At 70.2% G+C, this 20,070-nt stretch carries 20 protein-coding genes; all 20 read right to left on the minus strand.

The genetic code is table 11. The annotated features are described in order from the left end of the window. Positions 1-107: 107 nt before the first annotated feature. Positions 108-851, minus strand: coding sequence for a phosphoglyceromutase (locus tag ACNI3K_RS00745; protein WP_419389952.1), 744 nt, complete (start codon positions 849-851; stop codon positions 108-110). 161 nt (positions 852-1,012) lie between these two features. After that, positions 1,013-2,104, minus strand: coding sequence for a lactonase family protein (locus ACNI3K_RS00750; protein WP_419389953.1), 1,092 nt, complete (start codon positions 2,102-2,104; stop codon positions 1,013-1,015). A 69-nt stretch (positions 2,105-2,173) separates the two neighbouring features. Continuing rightward, positions 2,174-2,488, minus strand: a complete 315-nt coding sequence (locus ACNI3K_RS00755; RefSeq protein WP_419389954.1) for a histone-like nucleoid-structuring protein Lsr2 — start codon at positions 2,486-2,488, stop codon at positions 2,174-2,176. 137 nt (positions 2,489-2,625) lie between these two features. Continuing rightward, complete coding sequence (locus ACNI3K_RS00760) at positions 2,626-2,811, minus strand: hypothetical protein (protein ID WP_419389955.1); 186 nt, start codon at positions 2,809-2,811, stop codon at positions 2,626-2,628. Between the two features lie 3 nt (positions 2,812-2,814). Then, positions 2,815-4,278, minus strand: coding sequence for a lysine--tRNA ligase (lysS, locus tag ACNI3K_RS00765; RefSeq protein ID WP_419391079.1), 1,464 nt, complete (start codon positions 4,276-4,278; stop codon positions 2,815-2,817). 122 nt (positions 4,279-4,400) lie between these two features. Then, on the minus strand, positions 4,401-5,303 hold the full coding sequence (gene nadC, locus ACNI3K_RS00770) for a carboxylating nicotinate-nucleotide diphosphorylase (protein WP_419391080.1): 903 nt from the start codon (positions 5,301-5,303) through the stop codon (positions 4,401-4,403). A gap of 318 nt (positions 5,304-5,621) precedes the next feature. Then, positions 5,622-7,316 carry an L-aspartate oxidase gene (locus ACNI3K_RS00775; RefSeq protein ID WP_419389956.1) on the minus strand — a complete coding sequence of 565 codons (1,695 nt, stop codon included), beginning with the start codon at positions 7,314-7,316 and terminating at the stop codon, positions 5,622-5,624. Between the two features lie 171 nt (positions 7,317-7,487). Then, positions 7,488-7,949 carry an aspartate 1-decarboxylase gene (gene panD / locus ACNI3K_RS00780; RefSeq protein ID WP_419389957.1) on the minus strand — a complete coding sequence of 154 codons (462 nt, stop codon included), beginning with the start codon at positions 7,947-7,949 and terminating at the stop codon, positions 7,488-7,490. Further along, the gene (gene panC / locus ACNI3K_RS00785) at positions 7,946-8,809 is read right to left on the minus strand and encodes a pantoate--beta-alanine ligase (protein ID WP_419389958.1); all 864 of its coding nucleotides are present in this window, start codon (positions 8,807-8,809) and stop codon (positions 7,946-7,948) included. The genes panD and panC overlap by 4 nt, the downstream gene beginning before the upstream one ends. Continuing rightward, positions 8,806-9,690, minus strand: a complete 885-nt coding sequence (locus ACNI3K_RS00790; RefSeq protein WP_419389959.1) for a Rossmann-like and DUF2520 domain-containing protein — start codon at positions 9,688-9,690, stop codon at positions 8,806-8,808. The genes panC and ACNI3K_RS00790 overlap by 4 nt, the downstream gene beginning before the upstream one ends. After that, the gene (locus ACNI3K_RS00795; protein WP_419389960.1) at positions 9,683-11,302 is read right to left on the minus strand and encodes a PH domain-containing protein; all 1,620 of its coding nucleotides are present in this window, start codon (positions 11,300-11,302) and stop codon (positions 9,683-9,685) included. Before ACNI3K_RS00795 ends, ACNI3K_RS00790 begins: the two co-directional genes overlap by 8 nt. Next, positions 11,299-11,778, minus strand: a complete 480-nt coding sequence (locus ACNI3K_RS00800) for a PH domain-containing protein (protein ID WP_419389961.1) — start codon at positions 11,776-11,778, stop codon at positions 11,299-11,301. Before ACNI3K_RS00800 ends, ACNI3K_RS00795 begins: the two co-directional genes overlap by 4 nt. A gap of 73 nt (positions 11,779-11,851) precedes the next feature. Then, positions 11,852-12,319, minus strand: coding sequence for a DUF3180 domain-containing protein (locus tag ACNI3K_RS00805; protein WP_419389962.1), 468 nt, complete (start codon positions 12,317-12,319; stop codon positions 11,852-11,854). 9 nt (positions 12,320-12,328) lie between these two features. Beyond that, positions 12,329-13,567 (minus strand): 2-amino-4-hydroxy-6-hydroxymethyldihydropteridine diphosphokinase, encoded by a 1,239-nt coding sequence (folK, locus tag ACNI3K_RS00810; protein WP_419389963.1) that lies wholly within the window; start codon positions 13,565-13,567, stop codon positions 12,329-12,331. 4 nt (positions 13,568-13,571) lie between these two features. Beyond that, the gene (folP, locus tag ACNI3K_RS00815; RefSeq protein WP_419389964.1) at positions 13,572-14,417 is read right to left on the minus strand and encodes a dihydropteroate synthase; all 846 of its coding nucleotides are present in this window, start codon (positions 14,415-14,417) and stop codon (positions 13,572-13,574) included. A gap of 6 nt (positions 14,418-14,423) precedes the next feature. Further along, entirely contained in the window at positions 14,424-15,122 is a 699-nt protein-coding gene (gene folE, locus ACNI3K_RS00820; protein ID WP_419389965.1) for a GTP cyclohydrolase I FolE, read from the minus strand. 10 nt (positions 15,123-15,132) lie between these two features. Next, on the minus strand, positions 15,133-17,190 hold the full coding sequence (gene ftsH, locus ACNI3K_RS00825) for an ATP-dependent zinc metalloprotease FtsH (protein WP_419389966.1): 2,058 nt from the start codon (positions 17,188-17,190) through the stop codon (positions 15,133-15,135). A gap of 190 nt (positions 17,191-17,380) precedes the next feature. Next, positions 17,381-17,683 (minus strand): endonuclease domain-containing protein, encoded by a 303-nt coding sequence (locus ACNI3K_RS00830; RefSeq protein ID WP_419389967.1) that lies wholly within the window; start codon positions 17,681-17,683, stop codon positions 17,381-17,383. A gap of 764 nt (positions 17,684-18,447) precedes the next feature. Beyond that, a complete protein-coding gene (gene hpt, locus ACNI3K_RS00835) occupies positions 18,448-18,984 on the minus strand; it encodes a hypoxanthine phosphoribosyltransferase (RefSeq protein ID WP_419391081.1) in 537 nt (178 codons plus the stop codon). A 43-nt stretch (positions 18,985-19,027) separates the two neighbouring features. Further along, positions 19,028-20,059 carry a tRNA lysidine(34) synthetase TilS gene (gene tilS, locus ACNI3K_RS00840; protein WP_419389968.1) on the minus strand — a complete coding sequence of 344 codons (1,032 nt, stop codon included), beginning with the start codon at positions 20,057-20,059 and terminating at the stop codon, positions 19,028-19,030. Positions 20,060-20,070: the final 11 nt, after the last annotated feature.

The raw sequence follows: 20,070 nt of genomic DNA on the forward strand, positions 1-20,070 counted from the left end.
CGCAACCCGGCCCGCACATCGGCCGAATGAACACGACGGGCCCCCTGCCAGTGCTGGCAGGGGGCCCGTCGTGTTCGGCCACGCTATGAGAGGGTGACCGACCGTCTTTACTTCTTGCCCTGGTTCGCGACCGCCTGGATGGCCGCGGCGGCGGCGTCCGCGTCCAGATAGGTGCCGCCGGCCTTGATGGGCTTGAGGGTGTCCTCGTCGAGCTCGTACAGCAGCGGGATGCCGGTGGGCACGTTCACGCCCACGATCTCGTCGTCGCTGACGTCGTCCAGGTACTTGATGATCGCGCGCAGCGAGTTGCCGTGCGCCGCGACCATGACCGTCTTGCCATCCTTGAGGTCCGGCACGATCGCCGCATCCCAGTAGGGCAGAGCGCGCTCGAGCACGTCCTTGAGGCACTCGGTCTTGGGGATGGGCTCGCCCGTGTAGCGCACGTCCCCCTCCTGCGAGTACTGGTTGTCGGCGGAGATCTCCGGCGGCGGCACGTCGTAAGAGCGGCGCCAGGTCATGAACTTCTCCTCGCCGAACTGCTCGAGGGTCTCGGCCTTGTTCTTGCCCTGCAGGTCGCCGTAGTGACGCTCGTTGAGGCGCCAGTCGCGCTTCACGGGGATCCAGTGGCGGTCCGCGGAGTCGAGCGCGAGGTTGGCGGTCATGATCGCGCGGCGCAGCAGCGAGGTGTGCACCACGTCGGGCAGCACACCCTCGGCCTTCAGCAGCTCGCCGCCGCGGACGGCCTCGCCCCAGCCCTTCTCGTTGAGGGGCACGTCGACCCAGCCGGTGAACAGGTTCTTTGCGTTCCATTCGCTCTCACCGTGGCGGAGCAGGATCAGTGTGTAGGTCATGAAAACAGCGTAGCGCCGATGCGCGGGCGGGGCTGTGGGCCTACGGTCCCTTCCTGTCGGGGTGAGTACAGAACCTTCCTACAGCGCGCACCCTGAGCGCGAACTGTGTACACCACTTGCCCACAGGATCGCGAGCAGCCAGAAACGAAGGCGTGATTTGCCTAGTTCGGGTCGGCAACCACGCAGGCGGGGCTCGGCAGGGGCGCTGTCACGTATGGCAGTTCGGCGATGTGGCCCACCTCGGGCTCCGGCTCGAGCGCGAGCGCGTCGGCGAGGGCGAACGTGCGCACCTCGTGCCCGCGCTCGGCGCCCACGTGGAGCCGGTCGCCCACCACGGCGAAGTGGCGGGGCCAGTGACCCGCGTCGAAGCAGCCGCGGTAGCGCGGCTCGCCCTCGGGGGACAGGTCGATGACGGAGATCACGTCGGGCCCGCGCACGCCCACCAGGAGAGTGTCGTCATCGGCGAGCACCACGTGCGAGTCGTTGACGTCGTCGCCGGTGCGTTGCGGTGCGGTGGTGCTCGCAATGTCGAACACGACCTCCGCGGTGCCGGACGCGGCGTCCCAGCGCAGCGCGCGCAGCCGGTGGTCCAGCTCGCACACCACGTAGATCCACTCGCCGCGGACCACGAAGTGGCGGGGGCCGGAGCCGGGCGGAAGGGTCGCGGCGATGCCGTGATCCTCGAGCAGCCCGCCGTCCTTGATCGCGTAGCGGCGCAGCTCGTCGGTGCCGAGGTCCGCCACCAGCACGTGGTGGCCGCCGGGGCCGAATCCGGCGAAGTGCGCGTGCGACGCCTCCTGGCGGTCTTCGCGCGGCCCCGATCCCTCGTGGCCGAACATCTGGGCGGGCTCGTCGAGCGTGGGCAGACCGTCCTCGCCCAACAGCACCACGGCGAGGTCGCCACTCATGTAGTGGCTGACGTACAGCACGCGGGAGTCTGCGCTGAGGAGCAAGTGGCAGCCAGAGGCGCCCTCGGTGCGGACGGTCGCCGCCACGCGTGGGTGCTCAGGGTCGCTCACGTCGATCGCGTGGACCTCGGAGGAGTCCGTCTCGCTCACCGCGTACAGCAACGGGCGCTCGGGGTGGGAGACCAGGAAGGAGGGCGCGGGCAGCTCGAGCGCGAGCCGCGCATCGTCCGCCGTCTGCCGCCACAGGCCTTCGCCCACCCCGGTGGGCGTGCCCAGCCCGGCCTCGGGGTAGGTGCCCCACCACACCGCGCCCTGCGCGGACACCTCTGGAATGACGTTGTTCATGATCGCTCCTTGAACGCAAGCGCGGCCCCGCCCGAGAAGGGCGGGGCCGCACAAGCATGCTCTTGACGACTAGTTGGCCTTGGAATAGGCCTCTCGGATCTCGGACGAGATGCGTCCGCGCTCCGACACTTCGTAGCCCTGTGCCTTGGCCCACGCCCGCACCTTGGACGAGTCCGACCGGCGCGCACGCGAGGACCCGCCGCGCTTGCTGGTCACCCGCCGAGCCCGCGTGGTCCACTTCTCGAAGTCCTTGCGCATCTGCGCGGCGTGCTCTTCGGAAAGATCAATCTCGTACGAGACATTCTCGATCGAGAAACTCACCGTCTCGCTCGCCTCGCCGCCGTCGACATCATCGACGAGGACGACCTGTACCTTCTGTGCCATCTTCCACCCTTTCTCAAGCGGTAAGCCAAGATTTACACGCACAATCCTTTGGCGTCAAATTGAAGAACATTCGCGGACGTGAGAATGCTCACATTGTTTGCGGAATTCATCAGACAAAACGGTTCGAGCAGGGCGATCTATTCCCTGTTGGGGTTCTCCGCAGTGCCAGTTTCGCCGGTGCCGCTGCGTTCCGCATCGTCCGACTGGGCAAGCGCGGTCCGCTCATTGCGGTCGGCGCGCAGGACCGCACGCATGGCGAGCCAGAACAGCAGGCCCACGCCAATGCTCGGAATGATTCCGGCGAGAATGGGGCCCCAACTCACGCGTCAGTCCTCCGTGGGCTTCACGAGCGGGAACGTGATGGTCTCGCGAATGCCGAGCCCGGTGAGCGCCATCAGCAGGCGATCCATGCCCATGCCCATGCCCCCGGCCGGCGGCATCGCGTGCTCCATTGCGGTGAGGAAGTCTTCGTCCAGGCGCATGGCCTCGTCGTCGCCTTGAGCGGCCATGACGGCCTGCTGCTCGAACCGTGCGCGCTGCACGACGGGGTCCACGAGCTCCGAGTACGCGGTCGCGAGCTCGAAGCCGCGGATGTAGAGGTCCCACTTCTCCACGATGCCCTCGTGCACACGGTGATCCCTGGTGAGCGGGCTGGTCTCCACAGGAAAGTCGCGCACGAACGTGGGGGCGGTGAGCCCGTCGCCCACGTGGTGCTCCCAAAGCTCCTCGACCAGCTTGCCGTGGTTGGCGCGCTTGGGATCGACGGACACCTCGGCGGCGTCGCACCAGCGCTGCAGCTGCTCGACGGTCGTGGCCGGGGTGACCTCCTCGCCGAGCGCTGCGGACAGCGACCCGTACATGGTCAGTTGATCCCATTCACCCGACAGGTCGTACTCCTCGCCGTCGGCCAGCGTGACGATCTGGGTGCCGAAGACGTCGCTCGCCGCCCCCTGCACCAATTCCCGCGTGAGGGTCGCCATCGTGTCGTAGTCGCCATAAGCCTCGTATGCCTCAAGCATCGAGAATTCGGGGGAATGCGACGAGTCCGCGCCTTCGTTTCGGAAGTTGCGATTGATCTCGAAGACCTTCTCGATTCCGCCCACGACAGCGCGCTTGAGAAAGAGCTCGGGAGCGATGCGCAGGAACAGGTCGATGTCGAAGGCGTTCATGTGCGTCATGAACGGTCGGGCCGCAGCTCCACCATGCTGGGTCTGAAGCATGGGCGTCTCAATCTCGATGAAGCCACGCGAATGCAGCGATTCGCGCAGACTCCGCATCACCGAGGCGCGGTTCCTGACCATGTCTCGCGCCACCGGTCGCGCAATCAGATCGACGTAACGCTGGCGCACGCGCGTGTCCTCGGCAAGGTCCTTGTGAAGCACCGGCAAGGGGCGCAGCGCCTTGGCTGCGATCTGCCATTCGTCGGCGAACACCGAGACCTCGCCGCGCCGCGACTTGATCACGCGGCCGTGCGCGAACAGGTGGTCGCCCAGGTCCACGTCGGCCTTGAACGCCGCGAGCGACTCCTCGCCCACCTCGGCAAGGCTCAGCATGATCTGCAGGCGCTCCCCCGTGCCGTCCTGGATGGCCGCGAAGCACAGCTTGCCGGTGTTGCGCACAAAGACCACGCGACCGGCGACGCCCACCACGTCCTGGGTCTCCTCGCCGGTCTCGAGAGAGTCGTACTCGCGCTTGACGTCCGCGATCTCGTGAGTGCGCGGCACGGACACGGGGTACGCCTGACCGCCAGCGGCGATGATGCGGTCGCGCTTGGCACGCCGCACCCGCATCTGCTCGGGAACGTCGTCGGGGCTGGTGTCAGGCGCGTCAGTCACGCCCCCTAGGCTACCCGGGCGCGTCGTATGGGAGATGCGTGCGGCCGATGCGCGGGCCGGGTCCGCGCGCGTGCGGCTCAGTTCAGGTCGAGAGCGAGGTCCAGGATGGGGCTCGAGTGCGTCAGCGCTCCCACGGACAGGAAGTCAACACCCGTCTGCGCGACTTCACGGGCGCGGTTCAGCGCGAGGCCGCCGGTGGCCTCGAGCCGGACCGGGCCCACGTCCGGCTCCATGTCACGGACGGCCTTCACGAGGGCGGTCATCGCAGCGGGCCCCATGTTGTCGAGCATCAGGAACCGCGCTCCGGCACCGATGGCCTCACGGGCCTGCGCCTCGTCCTCGACCTCGACCTGAATGGGCACGTCCGGGAAGGCGGTCCGGATCGCGTGGATCGCGGCGGCCACAGAACCTGCGGCGACGATGTGGTTGTCCTTGACCATCGCGCAGTCGTACAGGCCGAACCTCTTGTTGGTGCCGCCGCCCACGCGCACCGCGTACTTCTCGAGCTCGCGGAGCCCGGGAGTGGTCTTGCGCGTGTCCAGGACACGTGCACCGGTGCCCTCGAGGGCATCGGCCCATCGGCAGGTATGGGTGGCGATGCCCGATGCGCGGGACAGAAAGTTCAGCATGGTGCGTTCGGCGATCAGCACCACCTGACCGGCGCCGGAGACCTCGGCGACCGCGGCACCCGCCTCTAGCCGGTCGCCGTCAGTGGCGCGCAGGCGCACGTGCGGAGTGGGTAGGCCGAGCCGTTCGGCGACCTGTCCGAGGGTCTCGGTGATCACGGGCAGTCCCGCCACGACGCCGGGCTCGCGCATCACGATGTGCCCGGTGACCACGGTGCCGATCGATATGGTCGATTGCGTGGTGACGTCGCGGCCAGGTCCGGGCCCGAGGTCCTCGTCGAGAGCCTCCCCCACCGATGAGGCGAGCCACGAGGCGCGCAGTCGACGGTCCTGGGGCAGGTCTTCTGGCATCATCACGACCACCACCCTATGACCAGGGCGCGCGGCGCCGGACACCCGACGACGCGCAAGTAGTGACAAATGTCACACTCACGCGATAGCCTCGTCCCGCGAGGAGCGTACATCGACTGATGAGGCGCTGAGGACTCCGCGCGGTGGCGCGCCGCTACCCCGGCCTGCGCGCCACCGCGTGTGAGTATTCGCGGGACTGAGTGTCCGGAGGTGCGAGTATGCGCAGGTGCGAGTGCGCTCCACTGTGAGTAAATCCGCGCGGCTGCGAGCGTGAGTGGCAGCGGGCCCAGGCCGTCGGGGGTGAGCCCGCGTCGCCGGGCGTCAGCCCAGGTCGAGCGGGGCGCGCAGCAGCGAGAGATCGCCGTCGGGCCCGAGCGTCGCCGCCAGCCGTACCCGCCACCGCTCGTCGTCCGTCTCGGGAAAGTCCTCGCGCAGGTGACCACCCCTCGTCTCTTCACGCTCGAGGGCGACGGCTGCCAGCACCGAGGCGACCGCCAGGATGTTGCTCGTCTCCCACTCCGCGGTCTGGGGTACGGCGGTGCGGAGCGCGTCGGCGCGGAACTTCGCGCGCAGCCCGGCCAACCTGTCGATCGCGCGCTGCAGGCCTGCGGCCGTCCGCACGGGGCCCGCGCCGCGGTGAGCCGCGGACTGAATCTGCGGGCGCGCTGTCGCGGGCACGAGTGCCGGCGGGCCCGGGCGCTCGACCGGCTCCCGTTGGGAGACCACGCCGTCCGCCACCGCGCCTGCCGCATCGGCCGCCGCCCGCGCTGCGAAGACCAGGCCCTCGAGCAGCGAGTTGGAGGCCAACCGGTTGGCGCCGTGCACGCCGGTGCACGCGGCCTCGCCTATGGCGTAGAGGCCGGCCTGTGTGGACCGTCCGCGCAGATCCGTGAGGATGCCGCCCGAGTGGTAGTGCTGGGCCGGCGCGACGGGGATGAGGTCGCGGCCCATGTCGATGCCGCGCTCCTCGAGCCGCTCCCAGATCGTCGGGAAGCGCTCCTTGACGAAGGTCTTGCCCAGGTGGCGGCAGTCGAGGAAGACGTTCTCCGAGCCCTCCTCGTCCATCATCGCGACGATTCCTTGGCTCACGACGTCGCGCGGAGCGAGCTCGGCCATGGGATGCAGGTCGACCATGAACCTCTCGCCGGTCGCGTTGAGTAGGTATGCGCCCTCCCCACGCACTGCCTCGGAGATCAGCGGCTGCTGGCCCCGCGCTGCGGAGCCCTGCCACAGCACGGTCGGGTGGAACTGCACGAACTCGAGGTCCGCGATCGCGGCGCCGGCACGGAGCGCCGCCGCGAGGCCGTCACCGGTCGCGGAGGCCGGGTTGGTCGACGAGCGGAACACCTGCCCGATGCCGCCGGTCGCAAGGATCACGGACTTGGCAAGCGCGGCGCCCACGCCGTCGCGGGAGCCCTCGCCGATGATGTGCAGCGTCACGCCGCACACCGGGCCCGGCCTGCCGTCCCCGTCGGGCGCCGCGGTCAGCAGGTCCACGACCATCGCGTGCTCGATGACCTCGATGCCCGGATCGTTCTGGACGGCCGCGAGCTGGGCGATGAGGGCGCGGGAGATCTCCGCGCCGGTCGCATCGCCGCCAGCGTGCGCGATCCGGTCGCGCATGTGCCCGCCCTCACGCGTGAGGGTGATGCCGCCGTCGGGTCCGGTGTCGAAGTTCGCTCCCCTGCCCACGAGCTCGCGCACGCGGCCCGGGCCCTCGGTGACGAGCGCCCGCACGGCTGGCTCGGAGCACAGCCCGGCTCCGGCGACGAGGGTGTCCTGCAGGTGCTCGTCGGGGGTGTCCTCGGGGTGCAGTGCCGCGGCGATGCCGCCCTGCGCCCACACGGTCGATCCCGAGCTGAGCTCGCCCTTGGTGACCACGAGCACGCGGTCCACCTTGGTCCGCAGCTCGAGGGCGGCGGTGAGTCCGGCGATGCCGGAGCCGACCACGATCACGTCGGCGTTGATGGTCCAGCCTGGTCGCGGGGCGGCGAGCCGGCGAACGAACGAGGTCATGTGGTCAACCTACCGGCGCATCGGCACCGCCAGACCCGCCCCTGCCCGAGCCCTCCCGAACATCTCCGGAGCCGACTCGCCGCTCACGACCCGCCGGCTGCACGGCATGCCCGCGCGCCGCCGCCCAGCATGTTTGGGACGGTACGGGGCACGGGCGCGGGGTCGGACGGCTCAGGAGCGGAAGGCGTCCCAGCCGCGCTCGTGGAACTCGTGGACCGGAACCCCGGACCGCTCGAGCCCGTAGCCGTCGGGCACCCGGCCCGGGTCGTCGCACTCGGACACGATCCGGTTGTCGCCGTCGACGAACACCACGTGCGGCTCGAAGGTCCGCGCCTCGTCGTCGGCGAGCGTGCCGTACGCGATGACGATGATGGTGTCGCCGGGGTTCACGAGGTGCGCGGCGGCGCCGTTGATGCAGATCTGCCCCGTGTCCGGCGCCCCGGGGATGGCATAGGTCGTGAGCCGCGCGCCGTTGGTCACGTCCACCACGTCCACCTGCTGACCGGGGAGCAGGTCCGCACGCTCCATGAGGGTGGCGTCGATGGTGATGGAGCCGACGTAGTGCAGGTCCGCCTGCGTGACGGTCGCGCGGTGGATCTTGGAGATCATCATGTGGCGCTGCAGAGAGGTCATGGCGATCCTTCCGGGTCGATGAGGACGGTCATGTTGTCGATGAGCCGCGTCCCGCCCACTGTGGCCGCGACCGCGATCACCGCTTCGCCACGGTGGTCGTCGGGCACCTGCTGCGCGGTCCTCGGGTCCAGGGCCGCGAAGTAGTCCACGGCAAATTTGGCCGATGCGCGGGTGGCCTCCGTCAGCACGTTCGTCCCGGTGCGGACAACGTCGGCGGCGGGGTCGCCATTCCGGGCGGCGGCGGCCGCGGCGGCGAGGGCTCGGGGCAGGGCCAACGCCGCCTCGCGGTCGGCCCGTGAGAGGTGGACGTTGCGCGAGCTGAGCGCCAGGCCGTCGGGGTCGCGGACCGTCGGGACGGCCTCCACGCGCACCGGCACCGCCAGGTCGCGCACCATGGCGCGCACCGCAATCACCTGCTGCGCGTCCTTGGCGCCGAACAGCGCGACGTCCGGGGAGGTGAGGTGCATGAGCTTCAGCACGACGGTGAGCACGCCGTCGAAGTGGCCCGGGCGGTGCGCGCCCTCGAACACCTCGCCGATCGCGCCGGCGCTGACGGTCACGACGGGGTCGCCGCCGGGGTACATCTCCTCCACCGACGGGGCGAAGACGGCGTCCACACCCTCGGCCTCGAGCAGCGCGCAGTCGGCCTCGAGCGTGCGGGGATAGCGCTCCAGGTCGGCGGGGTCATTGAACTGCAGTGGGTTGACGAAGATCGTCACGATGACTTGGGCTCCGAGCTCGCGAGCGCGGCGAACCAGGGTCAGGTGGCCCTCGTGCAGCGCGCCCATGGTCATCACGATGGCGCGGGCGCCGTCGCGCGGACGCTCGGGCAGCTCCGCGGCGGTGGACGCGAGTCTCACGTGTCCGCTCCTAGCGTCGCGATGATGTCGGCATACGCCGCGGGGCCGATGCGCCCGCCGGACAGTGCGAGATCGGCAGTCGCGCGGGCCATGGCTCGGTACGCGTGCAGCATTTCTGTCTGGCCCGCGAGCGCCGACAGGTGCGCGGCCACGGTGCCCGCGTCCCCGCGCACGACGGGTCCGGTCAGCGAGGCGACGGCACCGGGGGCTTCGGCAAGCGCGCCCTCGACGGAGGCGTGCACGAGCGGCCCCAGCAGCCGGCCGGGCTCCTCGACGCCGATCCGCGCGAGTTGAGCGCCCGCCTGCGTCAACGCGGTCACGACGTGGTTCGCCCCGTGCACCAGGGCGGCGTGATACGCGGGGCGTGCCGAGTCCTCGATCGTCATCGGCTCGCCGCCCATCTCCACCACGAGGGCCTGGGCGATGGGCAGCACTGGCGCGGGGGCGGACACCGCGAACACCGCGTCCGTCAGCCGGTCCAGGTCCAGCGACGTGCCCGTGAAGGTCATCGCGGGGTGGATCGCGAGCGGCAGGGCTCCGGCGGCGGCCGCATCGGCGAGGGCCTCGGTGCCGAACCGGCCGGAGGTGTGCACCACGATCTGCCCGGGACGCCACGCACCCAGGGAGGCCAGTCCGGCCGTGACCGCTGCGATGGAATCGTCCGGGACGGTCAGCAGCACCAGGTCGGCCTGCCGCACGAGGACGTCTGGCTCTAGGACGGGCACGCCGGGCAGCAGCGCGTCGATGCGGTCGCGTGACTCCTCGGACACGCCCGTGGCACCCACAATCTCGTGGCCGGCACGCCTGAGCGCGGCACCCAGCACCGCCCCCACGCGGCCGGCGCCGAGCACGCCGATGGCGAGGCGACCGGGCCTATTCACCGATCCCCACCGCCGACATCCACTGTTCGGGACTCTGGCGGCGCCTGCCCTCGGCCGCGCGCTTGGACTGCGACTCGAGCAGCGCGACGGCATCTTCGACGTCGAGGTGCTCCGCGACCGGTCTCACGGGACCGTTTGTGGAGTGGACCACGAAGGAGGCGAGACCGCGCCGCTTCTCCCACGGACCCTGCTGCAGCTGCAGCGACTGGGTGCGCTCGTGGGGCACGACGAACATCTCGCGCGACAGCCGGCCGCGCCGGATCAGCAGCGCGCGGTCCGTGGCGCGCACGCCCCGCTGGCGCCACTGGATCGGGTCGAACAGGCGCGCGCGCTTGGAGCTTGCCGTGAAGCCGTTCTCGTTGCCGGTGCCGGACAGCGCGGCCGAGACGGTGCCGGCGGGATCGGGATCGCCCAGGTCCGGGAGCACGAGCCACAGCGCGGTGAGCGCGTCCTGCCGGTTGCCGACGGGCAGCAAGGTCGAGACGTTCTCCTGATCGTCCTGGTAGCCGGCCACATTGATGGTGACGCGCCACCAGTCTTTGCGCCGCCACAGCAGGGTCTGCTGGAACCGCACGGCCTGCACGCGGCCGGGCGGGACGGTCTGGCGGCGGGTCTCGAGGGCCCCGTGCCGCAGCCGGATGCCGTCGGGCGACAGCGCAGCCTTAAAGCCGAACCCGGAGTTGAACCGCGACCAGAAGAATCCCGCCAGCCCCAGGACCGCAGGAAGCACGGTGAACAGGCCGGCGCCCACCGTCGCGGCGAGTACGTCGTCCAGGTCGAGCGGGAGCAGCAGCACCGCGAGCCCGATGATGATCGGGAGCGACACGAGGAAGATGAAGGGCCCCGACAGCACGATCGACAGCGCGAGCCGGGCCAGCGGCACGGCGTAGATCTCTCGCTCGGGCGCAGCCTCGGTCTCGACGTCCCCCTCCGGCATCCCCGCGAGGTCGCGAAGTGACGCCTTGTCCGCCTGAGCCGCCCCAGCATCGGCCGCACTGCCGGAGCTCGCGACGGCGTCCACCGTGGCCTCCTCGCCCGCGGCCTTGGCGCGCTTGACGCCCGCCGCGAGCGCGAGCAGCTCGTTGCGCATCGCCTCCGCGTCGCCTAGCCGGAGGTACTCGAGGACCACGCCGGAGTTCTCGCCGCCCGCCACCTCGATGCGCAGCGCCGCGAAGCCAAAGAAGCGCGCCAGCAGCGGCTGCACCACGTCGACGGCCTGGAGGCGGTCGAGCCGGGCCTGGCGCTGCTGGCGGAACAGGATCCCCTTGCGCTGGTGGACGGCCTCCTCGCCGAGCCGGTACTGATTGACGCGCCACTGGAGATAGCCGAATCCGAGCGTGACAGCGAGGATGACGATGGCGCCGAGCGCGAACCAGCCGAGCGAACTGGTCAGGGTGTCCGCGAGCTCGACCATGCCCTCGTCGGGGCCGGCCCAGGTGGGCGCGTAGTTGTAGAGCATGATCGAGCCGACCACTCCGAGCACCGCCCAGCCGCCGAGCAGCGGCGAGATGGGGTGCACGCGGCTCCACTCGCGCGGGGCGCGGTAGACCACGCGCTGACCGCTCTTGGGCGCGGACCCAGCTCCGCCGGCGTGCTCGGGCTCGTGGGTCACAGTCCCGCCAGCTGCGCTTCGCCGCGCGAGGACAGCCGGTCGCGCAGGCGCGCGGCCTCCTTCTCCGGCACGCCCGCGATGTTGGCGTCGGTGCCGGGAGACGCGGTGTGGAGCTGCACGCGGGCGATGCCGAAGGCGCGCGCCAGCGGACCGGACTCGACCTCGACGTACTGCATGCGCCCGTAGGGAACCACGGTGACGGAGCGGAACAGGCGGCCGCGCTTCACCACGAGGTCGTCCTCCCGCTCAGCCCACGCGTGCGCGGTCACCTGACGGACGATCACCCAGGCGCTCCACAGCATGGCGACCAACAGGACGCCCGCGCCGATCCACACCCAGGTGCTGGTCAGGGCACCGAGCACGACCAGCGCGATCGTCGGCAGGCCGAGCACGATTGCCATCGTGATCAGACGTGCGGGAATCAGCTTGCGTGACACGTACTGCCACGAGGTGTCGTCGGGCTCGAACCAGGTCATGGGCCCAGTCTGCCAGCCGTGGAGGATTCGCCGCGCGCCGGGCCGCCTCGCGCCGGTGCGGACCGATGCGGGTTCAGGCGGCGGACGGTTCGCTGCGGTCCTCGTCGTCGCCGCCATGCCGGCACCAGTGCTCCGCGATGGCTCCCGAGGCAAGCAGCACGGCGCCCGCGAGGGCGCCCAGCAGAGCCGAGAGGATCACCTCGCGGCGGGGCGTGTGCGACCACTCATCGGCGAGGCCGAGCGCGTAGCCGAGGAACGCCCCCACGAGGATCGCACCCGCATACGCGCATGCCTGCGCGAGCACGGCGGTGCGTGCCGCGCGCATCCCGTCCAGGTCCGGCTTGTCGCCCTTGAGGTAGCGGCGCACCTGCCACCCCATCCAGAGCGCGAAGGCTCCGGCGGCCACGCACACCACGAACACGGTCCACGGCACGGGTTCGGGGGTCGCCCCGCCGCCCTCCATCACCACGGTCACGAGCCACGCGAGTGCCACGGAACACAGCCCCACGAGGGTGAGGCGCTGCCACGTCAGGTAGGACAAGGCCTGCGACTACTGCGGACCGGACGGACCGGGGTCGGTCTCCCAGCGGGGCTGCTCGGGCTGGTCAGGCTGGCCCGACTGGCTCAGCTGGTCGGGCTGCTCCGGCTGCCCGTACTGCTGCTCGGGCTGCGCCGGGTCCAGCGCCGGCTCCAGGGCCGGCTCCGACCAGTCGGCCTGGTGTTCGGGACCCGCCTCCGCGGTCTGCACGGGAGGGGCCGTCTCAAGCGCATCGGGCGCGGGCACGTGCGGCCACTCGGGCGCGGCCATGGTGAGCCCCTCCGCGCTCATCTGTCGCGCGAGGTCCATCACCCGGCCGTGCGGCTCGAGCACAGCATCGGGCTCCATGTAGGACCACGGCACGAGCACGAACGCCCGCTGGTGCGCGCGGGGGTGCGGGAGGGTGAGGTCGGCGGTCTCGCCGGTCACGCCGTCGTAGCTGATGATGTCGAGATCGAGCGTGCGCGAGGCGCGCGGCACGCTGCGGTCGCGGCCGTGCAGCATCTCGATGCCGTGGCACGCCGCGAGCAGCTCGCGCGGGGACAGCATGGTGTGGATGCGCGCGACGGCGTTGAGGTAGTCGGGCTGATCGACGCCGCCCTCGGGTGCGGACCGGAACAGGGGCGAGGCGGCGCGCATCTCGATGCCGGTGATGCGGTGCAGTGCCGCGAGCGTGTCGCGGAAGACGGGCTCGACGTCGCCGATGTTGCCACCCAGCGCGATCACGGCGCCCACGGGCTGCGGGGGACGCTCGTCCATCCGGTCCTTCGCGGGTCCAGAGGCGGGGTCGAGCGGGTCGTCGGACAGTCCTGCGGAGGAGCCGATGCGCTTGTCCGCCGTCAGCGACCCGTCGCGGCGGTCCCGGCGGATCGACACCGTGACGTCCTTGAACTCGACGTGCAGGGGCGCCTGCGGCTTGTGGATTGTCACGTCCACGCAGCCGATGCCCTCGATTCCGAGCAGGTCGCGCGCGACGTGCTCGGCGACGGCCTCGATGAGCTTGAAGGGAGAGCCCGCCAGGATCTCGGCGGTGCGGTCCGCGATGTCCGAGTAGTTGACGGTGCGCGACACATCGTCGGTCGCCGCAGCCGACCGCGTGTTCACGTGCGCGACCACGTCCGCGAAGAAGAGTTGACCGTCCTCGCGCTCGTTCGTGAACACACCGTGAAAGCCGGCGACGCGGATGCCGCGCACTGCGATCTGGTCGAACTCGATGCCGTCTTTGACGTAGGGCCTCGTTGCTGTGGTCATAGCCTCATCGTTGCCCCTCGCGGGCGTTCTGCCAAGCGGACACGACCTGGACCGCGTCGCGAGCGGCCGATGCATCGTGCACACGCACCGCCCAGACGCCCTGCTGGGCGCACATCGTCGTGACGGCGGTGGTGGCGTGGTCGCGTATCCGTGCGGGGGCCGGTTTTGCCTGCCCGTCGCCTTCGCGGTCGTCGCGCGTGATGGTCGCTCCCAGGAACCGCTTGCGCGACGCGCCCACCAAGATCCGGCCGCTCGGGGCGACGGCGCGGAGCTGCTCCAGGTGCGCGAGCAACTCCCAGTTGCTTGTCCCCACCTTCGAAAATCCCAGGCCCGGGTCGAGCACGATCCGCGCTGGCTCGATCCCGGCCGCGACCAGCGCGTCCACGCGCGCCGCGAGCTCGTCCCGCACCTCGCTCACCACGTCGCCGTAGTGGGCCTGTGCATCCATTCGGGTGCTGTGCGCGCGCCAGTGCATGGCCACGTAATCGCATTCGAGCTCGGCGACGATCCGCGCCATGTCCGCGTCGGCGAGTCCGCCCGAGACGTCGTTGACGATCCGGGCTCCCGCGTCCACCGCGGCGCGCGCCGTCCGCGCCCGCATGGTGTCGATCGACACCGTGAGGCCCTCGCCCGCGAGCGCTTCGATGACCGGCAGCACGCGGGAGACCTCCTCGCCCGGCTCGACGCGCTCCGCGCCGGGTCGCGTGCTCTCCCCGCCCACGTCGACGATGTCCGCCCCCTCCCGGGCGAGCTCGAGGCCCTTGGCGACGGCCGCATCGGCCGCATGCCAGCGACCACCGTCGCTGAAGCTGTCCGGGGTGACGTTGAGAATCCCCATGACCAGCGTCACGGCGGGCTACTTTCCGACGATGAGGCTCATCGCCTCGGCGCGCGTGGCGGCGTCCCGCATCACGCCGCGGACCGCGCTGGTCACGGTGCGCGAGCCGGGCTTGCGGATGCCGCGCATGGACATGCACAGGTGCTCGGCCTCGACGACGACGATGACGCCGCGTGCGCCCAGGTGCTCGACGAGGGAATCCGCCACCTGGGTGGTGAGGCGCTCCTGGACCTGCGGGCGGCGCGCGTACATCTCTACCAAGCGAGCCAACTTGCTCAACCCGGTGATGCGGCCGTCCTCGCCCGGTATGTAGGCCACGTGGGCCACACCGTGGAACGGGACCAGGTGGTGCTCGCACATGGAGTACAGCTCGATGTCCTTGACCAGGATCATCTCCTCATGGCCCAGCTCGAAGACCGCGCTCAGCACGTCCTCGGGGTTCTGGGTGAGGCCGGCGAAGAACTCCTCGTACGCGCGCGCGACCCTGCCGGGAGTGTCCTTGAGACCGTCGCGGTCCGGGTCCTCGCCGATGGCGATCAGCAGTTCGCGCACGGCCGCCTCGGCGCGCTTGTGGTCGACCGCTCCGGCGTCCGATGCGCGCTCCGGCTCCTCGTCCACGCGCGGCGCCTCCGCCGCACGCAAGGCGGGCGGGGAGGACTGGCCGGCCCGCGCATCGGCCGGATGGCTGTTGCTGCTGCTACCAGGCTGCTTGCTCATCTACGTCACGCTACTTCTGGTCGTCAGTGGCAGGGTCGTGAGGAGACGCGGTGGCCAGGTCGCTTGCACCGTCCGCCGGTCCGTCCGGCGACTCGGTGGGGAGTGAATCCTTGGGCTCCTCCTTGGGCGGCGGCGGCGCGGTGACCGGCTTCTTGCGGGGCGCGGTCTTGGGCGCCCAGTCGCCGCTCACCCAGTGCTTGCGCCGGGCGACCTGCTTGACCTTGGTGAAGATTTCCGCGAGCTCGATCTCGTTGAGGGTCTCCTTCTCGAGGAGCTCCGTCGCGAGCTGATCGAGCACGGCGCGGTTGGCCTGGAGTGCCTTGGTGGCCTCCTCCATCGCGTTGTCCATGAGTTGGCGGACCTCGGAGTCGACCTTCGCGGCGAGCGTCTCCGAGTAGTCGCGCCCGTGGCCCATGTCGCGGCCCAGGAACACCTCGCCGGAGCTGCCGGCCAGGCGCACGGAGCCCACCTCTGGCGACATGCCGTACTCGGTCACCATCTGCTTGGCGATCTCGGTGGCCTGCTGGATGTCGTTGCTCGCGCCCGTCGAGGGGTCTCCGAACACCAGCTCCTCGGCGACCCGGCCGCCCATCGCGTAGGCGAGGTTGTCGAGCAGTTGGTTGCGGGTCTTCGAGTAGCGGTCCTCCTGCGGCATCACCATCGTGTAGCCGAGGGCGCGGCCGCGGGGCAGGATCGTCACCTTGGTGACCGGGTCCGTGTGGTTCATCGCGGCCGCCACGAGGGCGTGGCCGCCCTCGTGATAGGCCGTGACGGCCTTGTCGTGGTCGTTCATGATGCGGGTGCGCTTCTGCGGGCCGGCGATCACGCGGTCCACGGCCTCGTCGAGCTCGGAGGGGCCGATGAGTTTGAGGTCCCTTCGTGCGGTGAGCAGGGCGGCCTCGTTGAGGACGTTCGCAAGGTCGGCACCCGTGAAGCCCGGGGTCCGGCGGGCCATGAGGGTGAGGTCCACATCGGGAGCGATGGGTTTGCCCTTGGCGTGGACCTCGAGCACCTTCTGGCGGCCCTTGAGGTCTGGCGCGTCCACGCCCACCTGGCGGTCGAACCGGCCGGGGCGCAGCAACGCGGGGTCGAGGATGTCGGGGCGGTTGGTCGCCGCGATCATGATGACGTTGGTGTTGGCGTCGAAGCCGTCCATCTCGACCAGCATCTGGTTGAGGGTCTGCTCGCGCTCGTCGTGGCCGCCGCCCATGCCGGCGCCGCGGTGACGGCCCACGGCGTCGATCTCGTCGACGAAGATGATCGCCGGGGCGTTCTTCTTGGCCTGCTCGAACAGGTCGCGCACACGGCTTGCGCCGACGCCGACGAACATCTCGACGAAGTCGGATCCGGAGATGTGGAAGAACGGCACGCCGGCCTCGCCCGCGACGGCGCGGGCCAGCAGTGTCTTTCCGGTTCCGGGCGGGCCGTACAGCAGCACGCCCTTGGGGATCTTGGCGCCCACGGCCTGGAACTTCTCCGGGTTCTCGAGGAACTCCTCGATCTCGCGGAGCTCGTCCACGGCCTCCTCGACGCCCGCGACGTCATCGAACTTGACGGTGGGGGTGTCCGGCGTGACCAGCGACGCCTTGGACTTGCCGAACTGCATGAGCCGGCTGCCGCCGCCCTGCATGCTCGACATCAGGAACCAGAACAGCGCGACCAGCAGCAGGATCGGCAGGAACGTGAACGCGAGGGTCGACCAGATGCTGGACTGCGGAACCTCGGAGTCGTAGCCGCCCTCCGGGTCCGCGGCCTTGACCGCGTCGACGATCTCCTCGCCCTGCGGCGCGGTCCAGAAGAACTCGATCTGCGCGGGGTAGTCGGCCCACTCTGCGGGGGCGTCCTCCGGGATCTCCTCGGCCCAGTCCTCGACGAGCGTGAGCTGCACGCGCTGGTCGATGTCGATGATCTTCGCCTGCTCGACCAGCTCGGCGTCCAGGATCTGGAGGCCGGTGGACGTGTCGACGCGCTGGACTTGGGGCGCGAACAGACCCGACACCAGCCAGCCAATCAGTACGGCGAGGAGGACGAGGGGGATGATGCGGCGCAGGGTGAGTGCCTTTTTCATGGTGGTGTAGAGCCTACGGCAGTGTGCTGGGGCGATATCAAGGTTTCGCTGAAGGCGAGGCGGCACCCCTCCCCTCCCCTGCGTCGCGTTCCTCACACGGATGTGAAACACGGGGCGCGTGGGGCCGTTGGGGCTGCATCAGCATCACCATCACCCCCACTCATCACATGTGTGTGAGGAACGCTGCACATCACCTGCGCAACGGGCTCGCATCGAGTGCCCGGCGCACGTCGCTCACCACTCTTTCCGGGCGGTACACCGTGTCGGCGTAAGGGAAGCGAAGCACGTCGAGGCCCTGAGCAACCAACTCGCGGTCCCGGGCGCGGTCCTTCGCGAACGCACGGGGATCGGAGTGGTACTCCCGCCCGTCGCACTCGACCACGAGCCGACCCTCCACCAGCAGATCCACCCTGCCGACTCCGGGGAACACGGCCTGGCTCTGCACCTGGAGCCCTGCGGCCCGCAACGCGATGCGTGCGCACGTCTCTGACACCGAGTCCGATCGTGGATCAACGGCAGCGAGCAACCACGCGCGTCGCGGCCCGGGAGTCACAGTGAACGCGGCGATGTCGTCTCGGGTGCATGTGCCGATACGAAACGCGTGGTCGAGCATCACCAACTGCGCTCTGGCATCGACGCAATGCGCCGAGACGTCAATTGCCCGGGGCGTCGACACGAGCACCCGCCCCTCTGTGAAGCTGCGCGAACGATGCAGCCGTGCCGCGACATGCGCAGGGGTGGGCCGGCGTCTGCGCCCGAGCTCGGCAGCGAGCTCCAGGTGCACCGCAGTGGGTCGCTCGAGCACACGAAGCCCACGTGCTTCCGCAGCACTGACGCACGTGATCCGCCCCCCGAAGTAGCACGCCAACGCTCTCGCGTCGGAGACATCGGAGAGGACGTAGACGCCTCGGTATGGGCGGTGAATGAGTCCATCCCGAAATGCCCGGTCGAGGGCACGCTCGCTCACCCCGCTTCTCAGCAGCGCTGCACGGTGAGCGGCACCGCCAGCAGCACGGAGCGCTCGGAGTGGGTCCATCGCCCGAGGATGGGAGGCGGCGTTTACCGACGGCTACTTCAGTACGCCCAGCCGGGGGAAGCGAGTGAGCCTGGGAGCGTTGGGGACGCCGCGCCTCATCACCAACCCGGGGTGTTCCTCACACGGATGTGACGAGTGAGTCCGTCGATGCTTGAGTGACAGTCACCTGCTGCTCAAGCGCACCACCCGTCACACGTGGGTGAGGAACGCTGCAGATCGGACTATTCGCCGTAGACCTTCGGGTTCAGGATCGCCACGAACGGCAGTGTCCGGTACGACTCCGCGTAGTCGAGGCCGTAGCCCACCACGAACTCGTTGGGGATCTCGAAGCCCTGGTACTTGACCGGGACCTCGACCTGCTGGGCGTCGGGCTTGCGCAGCAGCGTCATGACCTCGACGGAGGCCGCGCCGCGCGAACGCAGGTTCCCCAGCAGCCAGTGCAGCGTGATGCCGGAGTCGATGATGTCCTCGACGATGAGCACGTGGCGCCCGGACAGGTCGGCGTCGAGGTCCTTGAGGATGCGCACCACGCCGGAGCTCTTGGTGCCGGAGCCGTACGACGACACCGCCATCCAGTCCATCTGCACGCTCGGCGGCATGCGGCGCGCGAGGTCCGCCATCACCATGACCGCGCCCTTCAGCACGCCGACCAGCAGCAGGTCCTTGCCATCGTAGTCGGCGCGGATCTGCGCGGAGAGGGAGTCGAGCTTGCGCGAGATGTCGTTCTCGCTGACGATCACCTTGGTGAAATCCTTCATGTCGTACTGGGGTTCCACGGCTGCTCCTTGGTGACGCCCGGGCTTAAGGGCGGGGACTCGGGCGGGTGATGACCAGCCTGCCATATTCGCGCCGCGCCTCGTAGCCTCCGGGGAGCGCGACGCCGCCCTGTCCGCGGAACCCGGTCACGAGCAGGTCGATCGCCACCACGTGGGCGGTGGTGAGCGGCCCGGCCCCGCGCTTCTCGGCGAGCATCTTGATCATGCGTGAGCGGATCGCATCGGGCAGCGCCGCGAGCCTGTCGCACTGCCATTCCTCGTCGCCGCCCCGCCCGGCCGATGCGCCCGCACCTCCCGTACTCCCGGCACCCATGCCGGTGCCCATGGCGGCGCGCGCCTGCCGGTCGAGCTCGTCGGCATCGGCCTGCAGCAGCGCCGCGGATCGCGCCAGCCCGGACACCACGCCCGGCCCCAGCACGTCGACCAGCGCGGGCATCACCTTGGCGCGCACCGCCGATCGCTTGGGCCCGTCGGACACCAGGTTGGTGGGGTCGTGCCACGGCTCGAGCCCGAGCACCTCGCATGCCGCCACCGTGTCCTTGCGGCGCAGCGACAGCATGGGCCGAATGATGCGCCCGCGCCGCGCGGGTATCCCGGCCAGCGCGCGAGCACCGGACCCGCGCGCGAGCGCCAACAGCACGGTCTCGGCCTGATCGTCCATGGTGTGACCGGTGAGCAGCACGGGCGACAGCCCGCCCTCGGCGTCTATGCGGTTGTTGAGCGCGGCGTAGCGGGCGTTGCGCGCGGCGGATTCGAGCCCGCCCTCGCGGCCTACGGTGACCTTCTCGATGAAGACGTGGTGAATGCCGGCCTTGCGGACCTCGGCGGCGGCGCGCTCGGCGACTGCGGCCGAGCCCTCCTGCAGCCCGTGGTCCACGATGATCGCGCCGGTGAGGTAGCCCTCCTTGCGGCCCACAAATGCTGCGCCGGCCGCGAGCGCCAGCGAGTCGGGCCCTCCCGAGCACGCGACCCACACGCGGGAGCCGACCTCGGCCTCGTCGAGGGCGGCGCGCACGGCGGTGCGGATCGCGGCGACGGAGGGGTGCGGGCCGGTCATCTCTGACCAGT

Origin of the sequence: Demequina ureilytica, from assembly GCF_048553575.1 — a bacterium.
Taxonomy (GTDB): domain Bacteria; phylum Actinomycetota; class Actinomycetes; order Actinomycetales; family Demequinaceae; genus Demequina.